Annotated in this window: 12 protein-coding genes, 1 tRNA gene and 2 pseudogenes; 7 read left to right on the top strand and 8 right to left on the bottom strand. The window is 66.8% G+C overall.

The genetic code is table 11. The features are described 5' to 3' along the window. Nucleotide 1: 1 nt before the first annotated feature. Both QO058_RS17340 and QO058_RS17335 read left to right on the top strand, forming a co-directional pair. Complete coding sequence (locus QO058_RS17340; protein WP_284167526.1) at nt 2-1,030, top strand: SMP-30/gluconolactonase/LRE family protein; 1,029 nt, start codon at nt 2-4, stop codon at nt 1,028-1,030. A gap of 32 nt (nt 1,031-1,062) precedes the next feature. Continuing rightward, nucleotides 1,063-2,271: an ABC transporter substrate-binding protein gene (locus tag QO058_RS17335; protein WP_284167525.1), complete on the top strand. Its 1,209-nt coding sequence runs from the start codon at nt 1,063-1,065 to the stop codon at nt 2,269-2,271. 9 nt (nt 2,272-2,280) lie between these two features. Here the strand turns inward: QO058_RS17335 and QO058_RS17330 are convergent, their stop codons facing one another. The 6 genes from QO058_RS17330 to QO058_RS17305 form a co-directional block, all read right to left on the bottom strand. Beyond that, nucleotides 2,281-3,030: an ABC transporter ATP-binding protein gene (locus QO058_RS17330; protein WP_284167524.1), complete on the bottom strand. Its 750-nt coding sequence runs from the start codon at nt 3,028-3,030 to the stop codon at nt 2,281-2,283. Next, nucleotides 3,006-3,884: an ABC transporter permease gene (locus tag QO058_RS17325; protein WP_284167523.1), complete on the bottom strand. Its 879-nt coding sequence runs from the start codon at nt 3,882-3,884 to the stop codon at nt 3,006-3,008. Before QO058_RS17325 ends, QO058_RS17330 begins: the two co-directional genes overlap by 25 nt. Before the next feature lie 2 nt (nt 3,885-3,886). Then, nucleotides 3,887-4,900, bottom strand: a complete 1,014-nt coding sequence (locus QO058_RS17320; protein ID WP_284167522.1) for an ABC transporter substrate-binding protein — start codon at nt 4,898-4,900, stop codon at nt 3,887-3,889. A gap of 70 nt (nt 4,901-4,970) precedes the next feature. Then, nucleotides 4,971-6,317, bottom strand: coding sequence for an LLM class flavin-dependent oxidoreductase (locus QO058_RS17315; protein WP_284167521.1), 1,347 nt, complete (start codon nt 6,315-6,317; stop codon nt 4,971-4,973). Nucleotides 6,318-6,851: 534 nt separating this feature from the next. Next, nucleotides 6,852-6,927 (bottom strand) — tRNA-Ala (locus QO058_RS17310). A 179-nt stretch (nt 6,928-7,106) separates the two neighbouring features. Further along, nucleotides 7,107-7,508, bottom strand: a complete 402-nt coding sequence (locus QO058_RS17305) for a TIGR02300 family protein (RefSeq protein WP_284167520.1) — start codon at nt 7,506-7,508, stop codon at nt 7,107-7,109. Between the two features lie 236 nt (nt 7,509-7,744). Between QO058_RS17305 and cmk the strand changes: the two genes are divergently transcribed. Both cmk and QO058_RS17295 read left to right on the top strand, forming a co-directional pair. Next, the gene (cmk, locus tag QO058_RS17300) at nt 7,745-8,371 is read left to right on the top strand and encodes a (d)CMP kinase (RefSeq protein ID WP_284172937.1); all 627 of its coding nucleotides are present in this window, start codon (nt 7,745-7,747) and stop codon (nt 8,369-8,371) included. 182 nt (nt 8,372-8,553) lie between these two features. Further along, nucleotides 8,554-9,375: a DUF1194 domain-containing protein gene (locus QO058_RS17295; protein ID WP_284167519.1), complete on the top strand. Its 822-nt coding sequence runs from the start codon at nt 8,554-8,556 to the stop codon at nt 9,373-9,375. 3 nt (nt 9,376-9,378) lie between these two features. Here the strand turns inward: QO058_RS17295 and QO058_RS17290 are convergent, their stop codons facing one another. Further along, nucleotides 9,379-10,575: a multidrug effflux MFS transporter gene (locus tag QO058_RS17290; RefSeq protein WP_284167518.1), complete on the bottom strand. Its 1,197-nt coding sequence runs from the start codon at nt 10,573-10,575 to the stop codon at nt 9,379-9,381. Nucleotides 10,576-10,787: 212 nt separating this feature from the next. Beyond that, a pseudogene (locus QO058_RS17285) lies at nt 10,788-12,199 on the bottom strand (sodium:proton antiporter). 409 nt (nt 12,200-12,608) lie between these two features. Here QO058_RS17285 and QO058_RS17280 point away from each other — a divergent pair. The 3 genes and pseudogenes from QO058_RS17280 (at nt 12,609) to hrpB (ending at nt 16,654) form a co-directional block, all read left to right on the top strand. Continuing rightward, a pseudogene (locus QO058_RS17280) lies at nt 12,609-13,398 on the top strand (class II glutamine amidotransferase). Between the two features lie 118 nt (nt 13,399-13,516). Next, the gene (locus QO058_RS17275) at nt 13,517-14,086 is read left to right on the top strand and encodes a hypothetical protein (protein WP_284167517.1); all 570 of its coding nucleotides are present in this window, start codon (nt 13,517-13,519) and stop codon (nt 14,084-14,086) included. A 66-nt stretch (nt 14,087-14,152) separates the two neighbouring features. Further along, the gene (gene hrpB, locus QO058_RS17270) at nt 14,153-16,654 is read left to right on the top strand and encodes an ATP-dependent helicase HrpB (protein WP_284167516.1); all 2,502 of its coding nucleotides are present in this window, start codon (nt 14,153-14,155) and stop codon (nt 16,652-16,654) included. Nucleotides 16,655-16,656 lie beyond the last annotated feature (2 nt).

Raw genomic sequence — 16,656 nt, 5'->3', positions numbered from 1 at the left:
CATGTCGCGTCGCCCCAACCCGCTCGACGGCTTTGCCATCGATCCGGCTGCTATCGGCTATGTCGGCGAAGGCCTGCAGCGGCCGGAATGCATCCTTGCTGAGCGCGACGGCTCGCTCTGGAGCGCCGATGCACGCGGCGGCGTCGTCCATATCAAGCCGGACGGCAGCCAAAGCCTGATCGTGCAGACGGCGAGCCGCGGTTTCGCCGAGGCGGCGGACGAGGAGGCACGCTTCGTCTCCGGCACCTTGCCGAACGGCCTCGCCTTCGCCCGCAATGGCGACGTGCTGATCTCGAATTTCGGCACCGACCGGCTGGAAGTGATGACGCGCTCCGGCGAGAGCCGCGTGCTGGTCGATACGATCGACGGGCAGGCGATCGGCAAGGTCAATTTCGTGCTGCGCGACAGCAAGGACCGGATCTGGCTGACGATCTCGACAAGGACGAAGAACTGGATGCGGGCCATGAGCCCCAATGTCCGCGACGGCTATGTCGCGCTCTATGATGGCGGGCGCTTACGCATCGTCGCCGACGGCTTCGCCTTCACCAACGAGATCAGGCTCGATGCCAGCGAAGAATGGCTCTATGTCGCCGAGACCTGCGCCTGCCGGGTGACGCGGCTGCGCGTTGGGGCCGATGGCAGCCTCACCGATCGCGAGACCTTCGGCCCGAGCGACCATGGCGCCTTCATCGACGGCATCGCCTTCGACGCTCATGGCAATCTCTGGGGCACGCATGTGATGCTCGACCGGGTCTTCGCGATCACGCCGGAAGGGGATCTTCGCATCCTGCTCGACGACGATCGTGGCAGCGCCGCCGGCAAGGCGCTGATGGCCGCCTTCGCCCGGGACGAGGCGACGCCCGAACTGATGCTCGCCTGCGGTGGGACGATCGCACCCTGGTTCGCCAGCATCACCTTCGGCGGGCCTGATCTCCACACCGCCTATATCGGCAGCCTGCGCGGCAGCCGCGTTCCCTTCTTCAGATCGCCAGTGGCTGGCCTGCCGATGGCGCACTGGCACGACCGCTAGCAACAACGAACGACATTCCGGGAGGATTTCACATGAAGGGACTGGCCTCGGCACTCGCCATCGCCACCGCATTGCTCGGCGCCCTGCCTGCCGCGGCCGAGATATCGGACGGCGCCGTCAAGATCGGCGTGCTGACCGACATGTCCGGCGTCTATTCCGACATCACCGGCAAGGGCTCGATCGCTGCGACCCGCATGGCGGTCGAGGACTGCCTGAAGGCCGAATGCGCCGGCATGAAGATCGAGGTGATCTCGGCCGACCATCAGAACAAGGCCGATGTCGGCTCGGCGATCGCGCGCGAATGGATCGACCGGCAGGGCGTCGACGTGCTCGCCGACATGTCGAACGCCTCGCTGCAGCTCGCCATCCCGCCATTGCTGAAGGACAAGAACCGGGTCGGCCTGTTCCCCGGCGGCACGGCTCGACTGACCGGCGATGCCTGCCAGCCCGACCATGTCGTCCAGTGGATGTGGGACACCTATGTCCAGGTCGCCGGGATCGCCAACCACCTGACCAAGCCCGGCACCAAATGGTATCTGGTCACCGCCGACTATGCGCTCGGCCACCAGCTCGAAGCCGACGCCAAGACGCTCGTCACCGCCAAGGGCGGCAGCTATGTCGGCTCGGTCCGGCACGCTTTCCCGGCGGTCGATCTCTCTTCGCAGCTCCTGACCGCGCAGGGCTCGGGCGCCGACCTGATCGCGCTCGCCAATGCCGGCGGTGACACCGTTGCCGGGATCAAGACCGCCCGCGATTTCGGCATCGGCCAGGACAAGCAGAAGCTGGTCGCCTTCTTCCTGACCGCGATGGACGTGAAGAGCGTCGGCCTCGCCTCGGCGCAAGGCACGATCCTGACCGAGGGCTTCTACTGGAACATCGACGAGCGCACCCGCGCCTTCTCCGAGCGCTTCAAGACGGCGCATGGCGCGGTGCCCTCGGCAATCCAGGCCGGCGTCTATTCCTCGGTCCGGCATTACCTCAAGGCGGTCGTCGCGGCGAAGTCGGACGAGGCCAAGACGGTGATCGCCAAGATGCGCGAGCTGCCGATCGAAGACGAGGTCGTGCGCAATGCCAAGCTCCGCGAGGACGGGCGCATGGTGCACGACTTCTACGTCTTCCAGGTCAAGAAGCCGGCGGAGTCGAAGGGCGAATGGGACCTCTACGACCTCGTCGCCACCATCCCCGGCGACCAGGCCTTCCGCCCGCTCGCCCAGAGCGCCTGCCCGGCGATCAAGAAGTAGCCGGACCGCTCAGGCGACGCGGCGCAGCTCCTCCCCGGTGACGCCGAGGCTGCTCAGCAACTGGCTGCGCACTTCGGCGAAGCGCCTCTGCCGCGCTCCGGCCTCGGCCGGCAGATCGACATTAAGATCGACGACGAAGCGCCCTTCGTCGAGCACCAGCACGCGCTGGGCGAGGTGGATCGCCTCGTCCACATCATGGGTGACGAGCAGCACCGCCGGGCGATGGCGGGCGCAGAGATCGAGCAGCAGCGCCTGCATGCGCAGCCGGGTCAGTGCATCGAGCGCGCCGAAGGGCTCGTCGAGCAGCAGCAGCTCGGGCTCGCGCACCAGTGAGCGTGCGAGGGCGGCGCGCTGCTGCTCACCGCCGGAGAGCTGCGTCGGCCAGGCCTGCGCCCGCGCCGTCAGCTCGACCTCGGCGAGGGCGTGCAGAGCGCGTTCGCGCGGCGTTTCACCCCTCAGCCCGAGCGTTACATTGTCGACGACCTTCTTCCAGGGCAGCAGGCGCGCATCCTGGAAGACGACCGAGACGGCATCTGGCGTTCCCAGCCGGCCGGAGCCGGGCACGCCATGGTCGAGCCCGGCGAGGGCGCGCAGGAAGGTGCTCTTGCCCGAGCCCGAGCGACCGAGCAACGCGACGAACTCGCCGCGGCCGATGTCGAGATCGACCCCGTCGATGATGGTGCGCTCGCCATAGCGGCGGGTGAGGCTGCGGACTTCGACGACAGGCGGCTGGGTCAGTCGGCCAGAATCTTGCGCCATGGCAGAGCCTTTCGGGTGATGAAGCGGACGAGCCAGTCCGAGCTCAGGCCGAGCGCGGCATAGACGGCGAGGCACAGGATGATGACCTCGGTCTGGCCGTAGGTACGGGCGAGGTTGATCATGTAGCCGAGGCCGCTGGTGGCATTGACCTGCTCGACCACGACCAGCGCCAGCCAGGAATAGGTGACGCCGAAGCGCAGGCCGAGCAGGAAGCCGGGCAGCGCCGCCGGCAGCACGACATGGCGCAGGAACTGCGCATTGCTGAGGTCGAGCGTCTCGGCGAGCTCGATGAAGCGGGCATCGGTCGAGCGCAGCCCGTCATGGGTCTGGATGTAGATCGGCGCGAAGGTGATCAGCGCGATCGTCAGGACCTTCATGCCCTCGCCGATGCCGAACCAGAGCATCAGCAGCGGGATCAGCGCCAGCGCCGGAATGGCGCGCTTGATCTGGATCGGCCCGTCGACGAGGTATTCGCCGATGCGGCTGAGGCCGGCGATGACACCGAGCGAGGCACCGGCGACGATGCCCCAGAACAGGCCCCAGAAGGAGCGCTGGAACGAGGTCCAGAGGTTCTCCTGCAGGCGCCCGTCCTGGATCAGCTCCCAGCCGGTCGTCGCTACCGTCCAAGGCGCGGAGAGGATGCGGTCGTCGATGATGCCGGTCGCTGAGCCGACGCTCCAGAGGATCAGCAGCAGGGCCGGCCCGAGCGCGGCGCCATAGGGGATCGGCCGGCCAGGGCCGAGCTTGCGCCGGCGGCGGGGCTTGTCGATTGCGCCGGTCGTTTGGCTGCGGCGCAGCTTGAGCCAGGCGGGGTCGATGGCGCCCTGTCCGCCGGTGAGCGAGAGATCGGCCATGCTCATTCTCCCTGATAGGCTGCGCCGGCGACCTGCTCGAAGCGCCGGTCGAACAGCGCCGCCGCCCTGAGCACCGGCTTCTTCAGCTCGGCGGCGAGGAGATCGATGGTTTCCTGCTGGCGTTCGATCGCCCCGCTCCAGTCGAGTGGCACATCGGGATCGCCGTTCGATTCGACCAGGAAGCGACCGGAATCGGCCTTCAGGCCCTGATCCTTGACGTAGTAGCCCTTGATCCACTCTTCGGGATGGGTCTCGACCCATTTCGTGGCGCGGCCCCAAGCCTGGACATAGGCACGGATCGCCGCCGCCTTGCCGGGGTCCTCCAGAGAGGCCTTCACCACGTAGAGATAGGCGGGATCGTCGCGTAGGCCGTGCGGCAGCGCCCTGGCGCCGTCGCGCTCGTAATTCTGGACGAAGCGCTGCTTGTTCGCCTCTGCGATCGGCGCTGCGTCGACGAGCTTGCTCGCCAGCGCGTTGACATAGGCGTCGCCGACACTCGGCAGTTCGACGAGCTGGACCTCGTCATGCCTGAGGTTCAGCTTCTTCAGCACGCGCAGGACGAGCGCGCCCTGCGCCTGGCCGGGGCTGAAGGCGATCTTGCGGCCCTTGACGTCCTCGAGCTTGGTGATGCCGGAGCCCGGAGCGGTGGCGATCACGTAGATCGGATGGCCGACCGGGTCGCGCCGGAACTTGGCAGCGACGATCCTGACCTCGAGCCCGGTCCATTGCGCATGGATCGGCGGAATGTCGGCGACGGAGCCGATATCCAGCGCCTTGGCCCGGAAGGCCTCGATCGTCTGCGGGCCGCCGGAGATGTTGGCCCATTCGACCTTGAACGGCAGCTTGGCGAGCTCTCCCGACAAGGTGAGTGCAACCCTGGTCTGCGGATCGCCGATCACCAGTGTCGTCCCCGACGGAACCCGCTCGGGGATCGCTGCGGTCTCCGGCAGCTTCTGGGCTGCGGCAGGGCCGGCGAGCAGCGCGGCGGCGAGCGGCAGGGCGTAGATCAATTTCATCGAATATCCTCTGCGGGGCCGGCAAGGCCCGTCGCGTCTTGGCTGAATCGAAAAGGCCCGGCGGGTAGGCTCAGGCGCTCTTGCGCTGCTCTGCGGCGAAGAAGCTATCCGGCCGCGGCAGCCCGTAATGGTCGCGCAGCGTCGCGCCGGAATACTCCTGCCGGAACAGGCCGCGCTGGCGCAGGATCGGCACCACCTCGGCGACGAAGTGGTCAAAGCCGCCGGTCAGGTAAGGCGGCATGACGTTGAAGCCGTCGGCCGCGCCCCGCTCGAACCAGCTCTGGATCTCGTTCGCGACATGCTCCGGCGTGCCGACGACGACGCGATGCCCACGCGCTCCGGCGAGGCGCCGGATCAGCTGGCGGATCGTCGGGTTCTCGCGGTCGACGATGTCGACGACGAGCTGAAAGCGGCTCGCCAGCCCCTTCGGCCCGTCGGTGTCGATGATGTGGCGCGGCACGGGGCCGTCGAGATCGTAACCGCTGAGGTCGACACCGATCATGCGCTTGAGCTGGTCGAGCGACGCGGCAGGCTGGATCAGCTCGTTGATTTCCTCCTCGAGCCGGCCGGCTTCCGCCTGCGTCGAACCAAGGAAGGGGCTGATCCCCGGCAGGATGCGCAAATGATCCGGCCGACGGCCGAGAGCGGCGGCGCGGGCCTTGATGTCGGAATAGAACTCCTGCGCGCTTCCCAGCGTCTGGTGCGCCGTGAAGATCGCCTCGGCGAACTGGGCGGCGAAGGAGCGACCGTCCTCGGAGGAGCCGGCCTGGACGTAGACCGGCCGCCCCTGAGGCGAGCGCGAGACGTTGAGCGGCCCGCGCACCCGGTAATGCTTGCCGACATGGTCGATGCGGTGGACCTTGTCGGCATCGGCGAAGACGCCGCTCTGCGGATCGGCGACGAGGGCGTCGTCCTCCCAGCTGTCCCAGAGCTTGGTGACGACGTCGAGGAACTCACGCGCCTTCTCATAGCGCTCACCATGCGGCGGATGCTCCGGCAGGCCGAAATTATGGGCGGCCCCGGCATCGCTGGTGGTGACGATGTTCCAGCCGGCCCGGCCGCCGCTGATATGGTCGAGCGAGGCAAACAGCCGGGCGAGGTTGTAAGGCTCGTTATAGGTCGTCGATGCCGTGCCGATCAGGCCGATCTTCTCGGTTGCGGCGGCGATTGCGGTCAGCCAGGTGATCGGCTCGAACCGAACGCGCGAAGAGTAGCGGACGTTCTCCGGCAGCGACGGCCCATCGGCGAAGAAGATCGCGTCGAACTTCGCCGCCTCGGCCTTCTGCGCCAGCTCCTGATAGTAGCGGATGTCGAGCACCCGCGCCGGCTCGGAGTCCTTGTAGCGCCAGGCAGCCTCGTGATGGCCGCCAGGATAAATGAACAGATTGAGCGTGAGCTGGCGGCCAGCACTGGACATCGCGGACCTCGCATCGAGCGAATGTTTCGGCGGGATGCGAGCCTCGCGATCCCTTACATTCACGATGACGGACGGCTCCGCGCATGGTCAAGAGAAGTGTTTTTTAAAAAGAACGCTCGCGAGAGCACATTTTATTAGAAAACGGGAGAATCAATAAATTCATTCCAAGAATAAAATTTCGATTAAACGTATATTATTGATAAATATTCGCTGATTCGGGCTCGAAAATTAGAACAATAATCTTAGCAAGACCTCACAACCTCGGTACAGTTCTTCGATAACGTACAGGTTCGGAGTGAATCAGATCCGCGGCGTCGAACGTCATCCGGCGTTTTGAAGGATGGCATGTCTGGAAAGTCGCACTTGCGCCGAATGGCAAGCGTCTGACGGGTCGTGCCGGAGCCGAGCTGTGTCGATGGCAAAATTGTCCGTTGATCGGCCTGAGGCCGGCCCCCAACGTCTTTGCGGGTTCCGAAGCGCTCTCTCACCAGGCGTGCGGCCGGGAAAACCAGATATCGATCTATCAGGGAGATTTGGTGGAGCCAGGCGGAATCGAACCGCCGACCTCTTGAATGCCATTCAAGCGCTCTCCCAACTGAGCTATGGCCCCACACTGCCGACCTTCTTGGGGAAAGGCCGGAAAATCGTCGCGGTCCTGAAGGCTCTCAGAGCCGGTCCGCGCCCGCCGCCGCAGCGACGAAGCGCTCTATAGGCAAGCTTGCGCCGAGACACAAGCACTGATGTCACGTTCCCCTCGCGCTTTTTCCAAAGCCGCGACTCTGGCGCAACTCAGACGTCCTCGTCGCCCTCGATGTCGCTATCGATCAGGTCCGCGACGTCGTCGTCGCCTTCCTCGTCCTCTTCCAGGAAAGTGTCGTCGCTATCGGCGGCGCCGTCATCCTCAATCTCGATATCGTCGTCGCTGGTGACCACCGGCTCCTTCTCGGCGGCTTCCGCGTCGGCATCGTCGAGCGAGACGAGCTCGACCGCGCCGTCAGCGGCATCCACCTCTTCCTCGTCATCGGCCGGCTTGGGCGCGACCACCGCCGCCGCTTTGCCTTGCGGCTCGAACAGCGAGCGCGGATAGGATTGGCCGGTATAGGGCGAGACGATCGGATCCTTGTCGAGATCGTAGAATTTGCGCCCCGTGACCGGGCAGACGCGCTTGGTGCCAAGTTCCGGTTTCGCCACTGCGTCGGACCTTTGAGTTCGTGCTGAGTTCCAAAAAAGCAGGGGCGTCCGTTAGTCGGGCCAAGCGCCCCTGTCAAATCTTGATTTGGTCGAGGAGCAAGTCCACGACGCCAGCTGCAAAACCGCTTCGCATCATTGCCCCCAGTGATTTAGAAATCTGCCCGCCTTCTTGCCAGATGAAAGACGACGCCGTGCCCGACGCCCAGCCGCCCGCTTCCGCGACCAACGGGGTTCGCCTGGTCATCGCCGTCGACGGGCCGGCCGCCTCCGGCAAGGGTACATTGGCGCGCCGGCTCGCAGCCCACTACGCCCTGCCCTATCTCGATACCGGCCTGCTCTACCGCATGGTCGCCCGCGCCATGCTCGATGCCGGAGAGTCGCTCAACGACATCGATGCCGCCGCCGCCACCGCAGCAGGCTTCGACGACAGCGCGATCGACGAAGCCCGGCTGCGCGGCCGTGAGATCGGCGAGGCGGCCTCGGTCGTGGCGGCGATTCCGGCGGTCCGGCGTGCCCTGATCGACCGGCAGCGCCGCTTTGCTGCGGCGGGCGCGGGGGCCGTACTCGACGGGCGCGACATCGGCACGGTGATCTGCCCGGACGCGACGGTGAAGCTCTTCGTCACCGCGACCCCGGAGGTCCGCGCCGCGCGTCGGCACAAGGAATTGGCCGGGCGCGGGGAGGCCGCGACACTCGACGGCATCCTGGTGGACATCCGCCGCCGCGACGCCAGGGATTCAGGCCGCGGCGATGCGCCGCTAAAAGCGGCGGACGATGCCGTCCTGCTCGACACCTCCGCGCTCGGCGTGGAGGAGGCCTTCCAGGCGGCGATCGCGATCGTGGAAAGCCGCAGCCGGGGCTAGCCCTCCAGAATACCGGCTCACCCGAAGCAGTGCCCAGTTTTCAGGCTGGCGCTCTCGCTTTCGTGCTTGGCGCGAATCGAAACTGGGCGCAGACTTCAATGACATTCGTTTGAAGCCTGCCTTCGTCCGAAACTTAGCCTCCTTTCGGCGTCACGCTTCGACGACAGATGACGGAGGTTTCGATGCGGCGCTGGCTGTTCGGTCTCTTTTGTCTTGCGGCAGCCGGGCTCTGGCCGGCGTTGGCGCTCAATGCCCAACAAGCGGCCGCGCCATCCGAGGAAGTCGACGTCGCGCTGGTGCTGGCGGTCGACGTCTCCTACTCGATGGATCTCGACGAGCTCGCCTTGCAGCGCAACGGCTACATCGAGGCCTTCCGCTCGAAGCTGCTGCATGAGGCGATCGCCAAGGGCGCGATCGGCAAGATCGCCGTCACCTATTTCGAGTGGGCGGGCGGCGACTTCCAGCACATCGTCAAGCCCTGGACCGTGATCGAGAGCCCGCAATCGGCGATCGCGTTCGCCGAGGAGCTCGGTGAGGCGCCGACGCGGCGCGGCCGGCGCACCTCGATCTCCGGCGCGATCGATCTCGCCGTCTCGCTGCTCGAGACGAGCAATGTCGCGGCGATGCGCCGCGTCATCGACATCTCTGGCGACGGCGCCAACAATGACGGACGGCCGGTGACGCAGGCGCGCGACGCCGCCCGCGACAAGGGCATCGCCATCAACGGCCTGCCGGTGATGCTGAAGCAGGCGAGCTATTTCGACATCGACAACCTCGACGTCTACTACGAGGAGTGCGTCATCACCGGCATCGGCGCCTTCGTCATCCCGATCCGCGAACGCAAGCAGTTCGCCGATGCGACCCGGACCAAGCTGGTGCGCGAGATCGCGGAGAGACCGGCCTCGGGCTCTGAAGCCCTTGTCCAGAAGGCGCAGCAAGCGCCGGCAGCGCGCCTCTCCTGCCTGCAGGGCGAACGGCAATGGCGCGACCGGATGGGGAACTGAGCCTCAGGTCTTGCCGGCTCGGATCCCGGCGCTGGCGTGGAAGAGGATGAGCGTCGCCACACCGATCACCGACATCACGACGGGCAAGGGCAGCGCGCTGCCTTTCAGCAGATGGCCGACGAGCAGGCCGACGCAGGCTGCGAACAGCATCTGGCAAAGACCGGTCAGGGACGAGGCCGCACCGGCCCGCTCGGGGAAGGGCATCATCGCCGCAGCCTGGGCCTGCGGCATGGTCAGGCCGATGCCGCAGGCATAGAGCGCCATCGGGCCGATGACGCCGAACGGCCCGCCGAAACCGGTCGCAACGCAAACCAGCATGGCGAGCCCGCCCGCGGCGAGGCAGGCAACGCCGAGGGCGATCACGCCATCGAGACCGCGCCGCCCGACCAGGCGCTGCGCGATGATCGTGCCGAGGATGAAGCCGAGTACGGCACAACCGAAGGAGAGGCCGTAGGCCGGCGCCGAGAGACCGTAGACGCCCATCAGCACGAAGGAGGACCCGGAGATGAAGGCGAAGAGCCCGGCATAGGCGAGCGCGGTCAGGCCGACATAGACCCGGTAGGCCCGGTTCCGCAGCAGGAGCCTGTAACCGCGGATGATCGCGAGCGGGGAGAGGCCGTCCGGAGAGCGCTGGCGCAGCGTCTCCGGCATGATCGTCACGATGATGGCGAGCATGGCCAGCGCGAAGACGAGCGAGGCGAGGAAGGTCGAGCGCCAGCCGAAGGCGTTCTGCAGCACGCCGCCGATCACAGGGGCGATCGCCGGGACGAGGCCCATGATCATGCCCATGCTGGCGAGCTCGCGGCCGGCGCGCGGCCCTTCATAGAGATCGCGGACCATGGCCCGGCCGAGCACGATCGGGCCGGACGCACCGAGCGCCTGGGCGAAGCGGGCGCCGATGAGCGCCTCGATCGATGGCGCGAAGGCGCAGGCGAGCGTCGTCGCGATGAACAGGCCAAGGCCGATCATCAGTACCGGCCGGCGGCCGAGCCGGTCGGAGAGCGGCCCCCAGATGATCTGGCCCGCGGCATAGCCGAACAGGAAGGCCGAGAGCGTCGCCTGTGCGCCTGCGAAATCGGTCCCCATCACCCGCGCGATCTCGGGCAGCGAGGGCAGGTAGAAATCGGTCGAGAGCGGGCCGAGCGCCGTCAGCATGGCGAGGACGGCGGTCATCGCCAGCGTGTCGGGGCGCAAGGGCATGGTTCGGCGGCTCTCGGTCGGTGGCCGCGGTCTAGACCATGTCGGCTCGCGACGGAACCACAGCGTCATCCCGGTGCGGCCGAAGGCCGAGCCCGGAAACCATGACCACGACGGCGATCGGGAGGGCGACAATCCTCCTGCCTCGTCGGCAGCGTCGGCGGATATGGGTTCCGGGCCCATGGCTTCGCCATGTCCCGGAATGACGGCCGGGGTCAGCGGAAGAAGATCAGCGTCTCCAGCAGGAAGAGCGGGATCAGGATCGCGCCCGACCACAGCATGTAGCCGAAGAAGCTCGGCATCGCGACCTTCCGGTCCTTGGCGATGGCATAGACCATGAAGTTCGGCGCGTTGCCGATATAGGAGTTGGCGCCCATGAAGACGGCGCCGGCCGAGATCGCGGTCAGCGTCAGCGCCCCGGTCGTCATCAGCGCCTGGGCGTCGCCGCCGGCGAGCTCGAAGAAGACGAGATAGGTCGGGGCGTTGTCGAGGAAGGAGGAGAGCGCGCCGGTCAGCCAGAAATAGGCGGTGTTGTTCGGGCTGCCATCGGCATTGCTGACGAGGGCGACCAGCGGCGCGAAGGCGCCGTCACGCCCGGCCTGCAGCATGGCGAGCACCGGGATGATGCAGGCGAAGATGCCGGCGAACAGCTTGGCGACTTCCTTGATCGGGCCCCAGCTGAACTCATTGCCGGCGCGCACCGGCTTCGGCGTCAGGACGAGCGACAGGCCGGCGAGCGCGAGCAAGGCGAGGTCGCGCACAAGGTTCTGCCATTCAACGGCGATGCCATGGATGGTGAAGGCGACACCCGGCTTCCAACTCGCCGACATCAGGATGGCGAGGATGACGCCGCCGAGCAGGAGGATGTTGATCTTGCCGAACAGCTTGATCGCGCGGTCCGGCGTCGGATCGCGCAGCGGGGGATAGTTCTCCTCCTTGCGGAAGAACCAGCTGTCGAGCGCGAAGAATACAGCGAGCAGAACCGCGACCGCGAACAGCGTCTCCGGCAGCAGGTGTGTCGTCGTCCAGAAGAAGGAGACGCCGCGCAGGAAGCCGAGGAAGAGCGGGGGTCGCCGAGCGGTGTCAGCGAGCCGCCGATGTTCGAGACCAGGAAGATGAAGAAGACGACGACATGGACGTTATGGCGCCGGTTGTCGTTCGCCCGCAGCACCGGGCGGATCATGATGATCGAGGCGCCGGTAGTGCCGACGAAGCTTGCCATCAGCGTGCCGATCGCAAGCAGCACGGTGTTGGTCGCCGGCGTGCCGTGCAGGTTGCCGGTGATCAGGATGCCGCCGGCGATGGTGAACAGCGCAAAGAGCAGGATGATGAAGGGGACGTATTCGAGCAACCCGGTATGCAGCAATGCGCCCAGCGCCGGATCGAAGCCGCGAAACAAGGCGAGCGGCACGACGACCAGCACGGCCCAGAAGGCGGCGAACTTGCCGTAGTTCAGCTCCCAGAAATGCGGGAACAGCACCGGGCCGAGCGCGATCGAGAGCAGCATGCCGGCGAAAGGCAGGGCCCAGGCGACGCCCATGCTGGCGCCGCCGATGTCGCCAGCGGCGAAGGCGGCCTGAGGAGCGAGGGTAAACAGGAGCGCCGCGCCGGCGAGCTTCGTCAGCATGAAAAATCGGCCCCTTCCCTGCCCGCTTGCCGCGGGACGTCGTCGTCACCCTATCGCCGCGACGGTTATAGCAAGGCTATGCGGCTCGCAATCACGCCACCTTATTCCCCTCCCCCTTGTGGGGACGGGTTAGGGGTGGGGGGCGTAAAGTCGGAGCGAACTCCTCGGGAAATGGATCGGCCCGCTCCTACAATACGGCCTTACACCCAGTCGTTCGCCCCCCATCCCCATACCCTTCCCCACAAGGGGGAAGGGTGGAGGGGTGCTTGCCGGCACGGAGTCCGGCAAATGTAATCGTCGAATCCGCCCGAGGGGCCACGTCGTGGGAGATGAATCGTTATGCCGGCATTCATTCTCGTGGAATAATCTTCTCCTGCGGCGTCCCGCCCGCACCTGATTCGGGACCACCATGTGCCGTTTCCTCGCCTATGCCGGCGCCCCCGTCTTCCTCGAGGACTTCATCGCCTCGCCCTGCCATTCGCTGATCCACCAATCGCTGCACGCCGAGGAGGCCAAGACCGGCACCAATGGCGATGGTTTCGGCGTCGGCTGGTATGGTGAGCGGGCCGAGCCCGGCCAGTATCGTGAGATCAGGCCGGCCTGGTCGGACGAGAACCTGCTCTCGATCGCGCGCCTTGTGCGCTCCCATTTGTTCTTCGCGCATGTGCGCGCCGCCACCGGCACAGCCTCGACACGGGCGAACTGCCACCCCCTTCGTCCATGGCCGGCATCTGTTCATGCATAACGGCCAGATCGGCGGCTATGCCTTGATCAAGCGCAGGCTGGAAAGCCTGATCCCCGATGCGTTCTATGACGCCCGCGTCGGCACCACCGATTCCGAAGCGCTGTTCCTGCTGGCGCTGGCACGCATCGCCGAAGGCGCTGCGCCCGGCGAGGCCTTGGCCGGCGCGCTCGGGGATGCGCTCGCGCTGATGCAGGAGGCCGGCGTGCGCGAGCCCTTGCGCTGCGCCGCCGCGCTCGCCGATGGCGAGACGATCCATGCGGTGCGCTGGTCGTCCGACACTAAGCCGCCGACGCTCTATCTCTGCGATCGCGCCGATGCAGTGGTGATCGCCTCCGAACCGGTCGATGCCGCCCGCGACTGCTGGCAGGCCCTGCCCTGCAACACGCTGGTTTCGGTGAAGGCTGGCGCGGTCAGCATGACGCCGTTCGAGGTGGGGTTGAGTCAGGCGGCCTGAGCGGCGACCGCGAGCCCATCCGTCATATGAAGGATGCGTTGCGAGACGGACCGGACTTTGATGGATCACCATCGGCACGGCGTAATGGTGCGCAGCATCGCACGGATATGAGCAGGGCATGTCTCAGGCTAAACTGAAAGCCAATGTCCTCAAGATCCTGGCCAGCCCGGCCGTCAAGCACATCAACTTTCGGATCGCAGGCAATCACTTCTACAACGAGCGCTTCACCAAGGTCGCGGTGGCGATCAAGGTCGGGCTGATCAATGTCGTTCCGTTCAAGGACTTCGCGAACCCGAAGGTTCGCGGCGCTTATAGCAACACCAGCAACATGCTGCTGCTCCATCCGGATATCGGCAGCGCGTCGGTATCGCGGAAGAACCAGAACAACGTGATCCACGAATGCTTCCATGCCATCAACGACATGGACATGGTCCAGGGCATATCGCCGACGGAGGAGGAGACCTGCGGCTTCATCGCGGCCGCGATCTACGAGAAATACCACTATGGGAAGAGCTATTACGATAAGAAGCACCCCATGGTTGCGATGCTTGCGATCCTCAAGGGTAGTCCGGGTTACGAGTTGCGCAACGACCCCGTCTTCGGCGAGCTCTACAATCTGACCTACGAGAAATACGCTAGGAACAACCCCGACTGGGGCCGTTCCAACGTCCCGAACGACGGGCTTTGACCCCCGGCGCGTCGATAGTGGAAGCTACGCTTGCACCAAGCCCGGGGCTGGGCCACATGCCGAGGCATGCGCGCCTTCGGTACCCCTCTTCCAATCGACGCGGTCCTCGACGCCCTCGCCGGCTCCCTGCGCGAGCGGCCGAACGCCGTGCTCGTCGCCCCGCCCGGCGCCGGCAAGACCACGCGCGTGCCACTTGCTCTCCTCGACGAGCCCTGGGCCAAAGGTAACGGCAAACTGATCGTGCTGGAGCCGCGGCGATTGGCGGCACGCGGCGCGGCCAATCGCATGGCGCAGACACTGGGCGAGCGCGTCGGCGAGACGGTAGGCCTGCGCGTCCGGCTCGGTTCAAAGATCGGGCCGAAGACTCGGATCGAGGTTGTCACCGAAGGCGTCTTCGCCCGAATGATTCTCGACGATCCCACTCTCGATGGCGTCGCCGCCGTGCTGTTCGACGAATTTCACGAGCGCTCGCTCGACGCCGATTTCGGGCTGGCGCTGGCGCTTGATGCGCAGGCAGGCCTGCGCGAGGACCTGCGCATCCTGGTGATGTCGGCGACGCTGGACGGAGCGCGTGTCGCCCGGCTTCTCGGCGATGCCGAGGTGATCGAGAGTGAAGGCCGCGCCTACCCGGTCGAGACGCGCTATCTCGGCCGCGACCCGCTGAAACGGATCGAGGACCAGGTCACCGAGGCCGTCCTGCAGGCGCTGAACGAGCAGGTAGGCTCCCTGCTCGTCTTCCTGCCGGGGCAAGGCGAAATCCGCAGGGTCGAGGAACGCCTGCGCGAGAAGATCCGTGATCCCGCGACCGAGATCGCGCCACTCTATGGCGCGCTCGACCAGGCCGAGCAGGATCGCGCCGTGCTGCCGGCGCCAAAGAACAAGCGCAAGGTCGTGCTCGCCACGTCGATCGCCGAGACCTCGCTGACGATCGAGGGCGTGCGCGTCGTGATCGATGCCGGTCTCGCCCGCGTGCCGCTCTACGAACCCGATATCGGCGTCACCCGCCTCGTCACCCAGCGCGCCAGCCGCGCGGCGTCCGACCAGCGCCGTGGCCGCGCCGGCCGCACCGAACCAGGCATCTGCTACCGGCTCTGGGAGGAGGCGGGCAACGGCGCGCTCGAAGCCTTCGCCCGGCCGGAGATCCTCTCGGCTGATCTTGCTCCCCTCCTGCTCGACTGCGCCGCCTGGGGCGTCATCGATCCGACCACGCTCGCCTTCCTCGATCCGCCGCCGGCGCCGGCGCTGAAGGAGGCGCGGGCGCTGCTCAATGATCTCGATGCGCTTAGCCCGGACGGGCGCATAACCGAAGACGGCAAGGCGCTACAGGTGCTGCCACTGCCGCCGCGGCTCGCACATATGGTCGTCGGTGCCGCACATTATCGCCAAGCCGAGCCGGCTACCTTACTGGCGGCCTTGCTGGTCGAGCGTGGGCTCGGCGGCGACGCCATCGACCTCGCCGAGCGGCTGGAGCGTTTCGGGCGCGAGCGCAGCGGCCGTGCCGGCGACATGCGCCGCCTCGCCGAGGGCTGGGCCCGGCAGGCGGCGAGCAAGGTACAGGCGGGCGCAGAGCAACCGCTCTCTCCCGGTTTCCTGCTGGCGCTCGCCTTCCCCGACCGCGTCGCCAAGGCACGCCAGCCCGCCTCGGGGCAATACCTGCTCGCCAATGGTCGGGGCGCGGCGCTCGAACCCGGCCAGAGGTTGGCGCGCGAACCCTATCTCGTCGTCGGCGAGATGACCGGCTCGGCGCAGCAGGCCCGCATCCTCAGCGCCGCCGCGATCAGCGAAGCCGACATCGCCGCGCTCGCCGCCTCCGACCTGATCCGGATCGCCCTGTCGGAACGCAACGAGACCGTGTTCGACAGGCAGGCGCGCGCGCTGCGGGCGCGGGCCGCACGGAAATACGGGGCACTGGTACTGGCCGAGCGGCCTTTGCCGGTCGGGGCATCACAGGAGAACGCCGAGGTGCTGGCGAGGGGCATCGCCGCGCTCGGCATCGACTCGCTGCCCTGGAGCAAGGGGCAGCAGCAATTGCGCGAGCGCGTCGCCTTCCTGCGTTCGGCCGAAGGCGAGGATGCCGGCTGGCCAGACCTGTCCGATAGTGGACTCGCCGAGACCGCCGCGGACTGGCTCGCGCCGCACATTGTCGGGCGAAGCTCGCTCTCGGCAATTACGCCCGGGGATCTCGACGCGGCTCTTTCGACACTGCTGCCCTGGGAGCTGAAGCGGCGGCTCGATGCGGAGGCACCGACGCATTTTACGGCGCCGACCGGCTCGCAGCTCGCGGTCGACTATGGCGCCGAAGCCGGGCCGGCGATCTCGGTCCGGGTGCAGGAGCTTTACGGGCTGGCGCAACACCCCTCGCTCGCCGGCGGGCGCGTGCCGCTCGTGCTGGAGCTGCTGTCGCCGGCGCATCGGCCGATCCAGGTGACGCGCGATCTGCCGGGCTTCTGGCGCGGCTCCTGGGCGAGCGTGAAGGCCGAGATGAAGGGTCGCTACCCGCGCCATCCCTGGCCGGACGATCCCGCAGCGGCGGCGCCGACGACGCGGGCCAAGCCGTGCGGGACGTAAGG

The sequence above is a fragment of the Bosea vestrisii genome, assembly GCF_030144325.1.
In the GTDB taxonomy this organism is placed as follows: Bacteria; Pseudomonadota; Alphaproteobacteria; order Rhizobiales; family Beijerinckiaceae; genus Allobosea; species Allobosea vestrisii_A.
The sequence above is the reverse complement of the archived record's forward strand: the minus strand, read 5'-3'. Positions and strand labels throughout refer to the sequence as shown.

Bases quoted from the DNA above. Each gene is read 5' to 3' on its own strand.
- QO058_RS17330 (WP_284167524.1), bottom strand. From the start codon at position 3,030: ATGGCGCAAGATTCTGGCCGACTGACCCAGCCGCCTGTCGTCGAAGTC.
- QO058_RS17275 (WP_284167517.1), top strand. From the start codon at position 13,517: ATGTCTCAGGCTAAACTGAAAGCCAATGTCCTCAAGATCCTGGCCAGC.
- QO058_RS17325 (WP_284167523.1), bottom strand. From the start codon at position 3,884: ATGGCCGATCTCTCGCTCACCGGCGGACAGGGCGCCATCGACCCCGCC.
- QO058_RS17320 (WP_284167522.1), bottom strand. From the start codon at position 4,900: ATGAAATTGATCTACGCCCTGCCGCTCGCCGCCGCGCTGCTCGCCGGC.
- hrpB (WP_284167516.1), top strand. From the start codon at position 14,153: ATGCGCGCCTTCGGTACCCCTCTTCCAATCGACGCGGTCCTCGACGCC.
- QO058_RS17335 (WP_284167525.1), top strand. From the start codon at position 1,063: ATGAAGGGACTGGCCTCGGCACTCGCCATCGCCACCGCATTGCTCGGC.
- QO058_RS17340 (WP_284167526.1), top strand. From the start codon at position 2: ATGTCGCGTCGCCCCAACCCGCTCGACGGCTTTGCCATCGATCCGGCT.
- QO058_RS17290 (WP_284167518.1), bottom strand. From the start codon at position 10,575: ATGCCCTTGCGCCCCGACACGCTGGCGATGACCGCCGTCCTCGCCATG.
- QO058_RS17315 (WP_284167521.1), bottom strand. From the start codon at position 6,317: ATGTCCAGTGCTGGCCGCCAGCTCACGCTCAATCTGTTCATTTATCCT.
- QO058_RS17295 (WP_284167519.1), top strand. From the start codon at position 8,554: ATGCGGCGCTGGCTGTTCGGTCTCTTTTGTCTTGCGGCAGCCGGGCTC.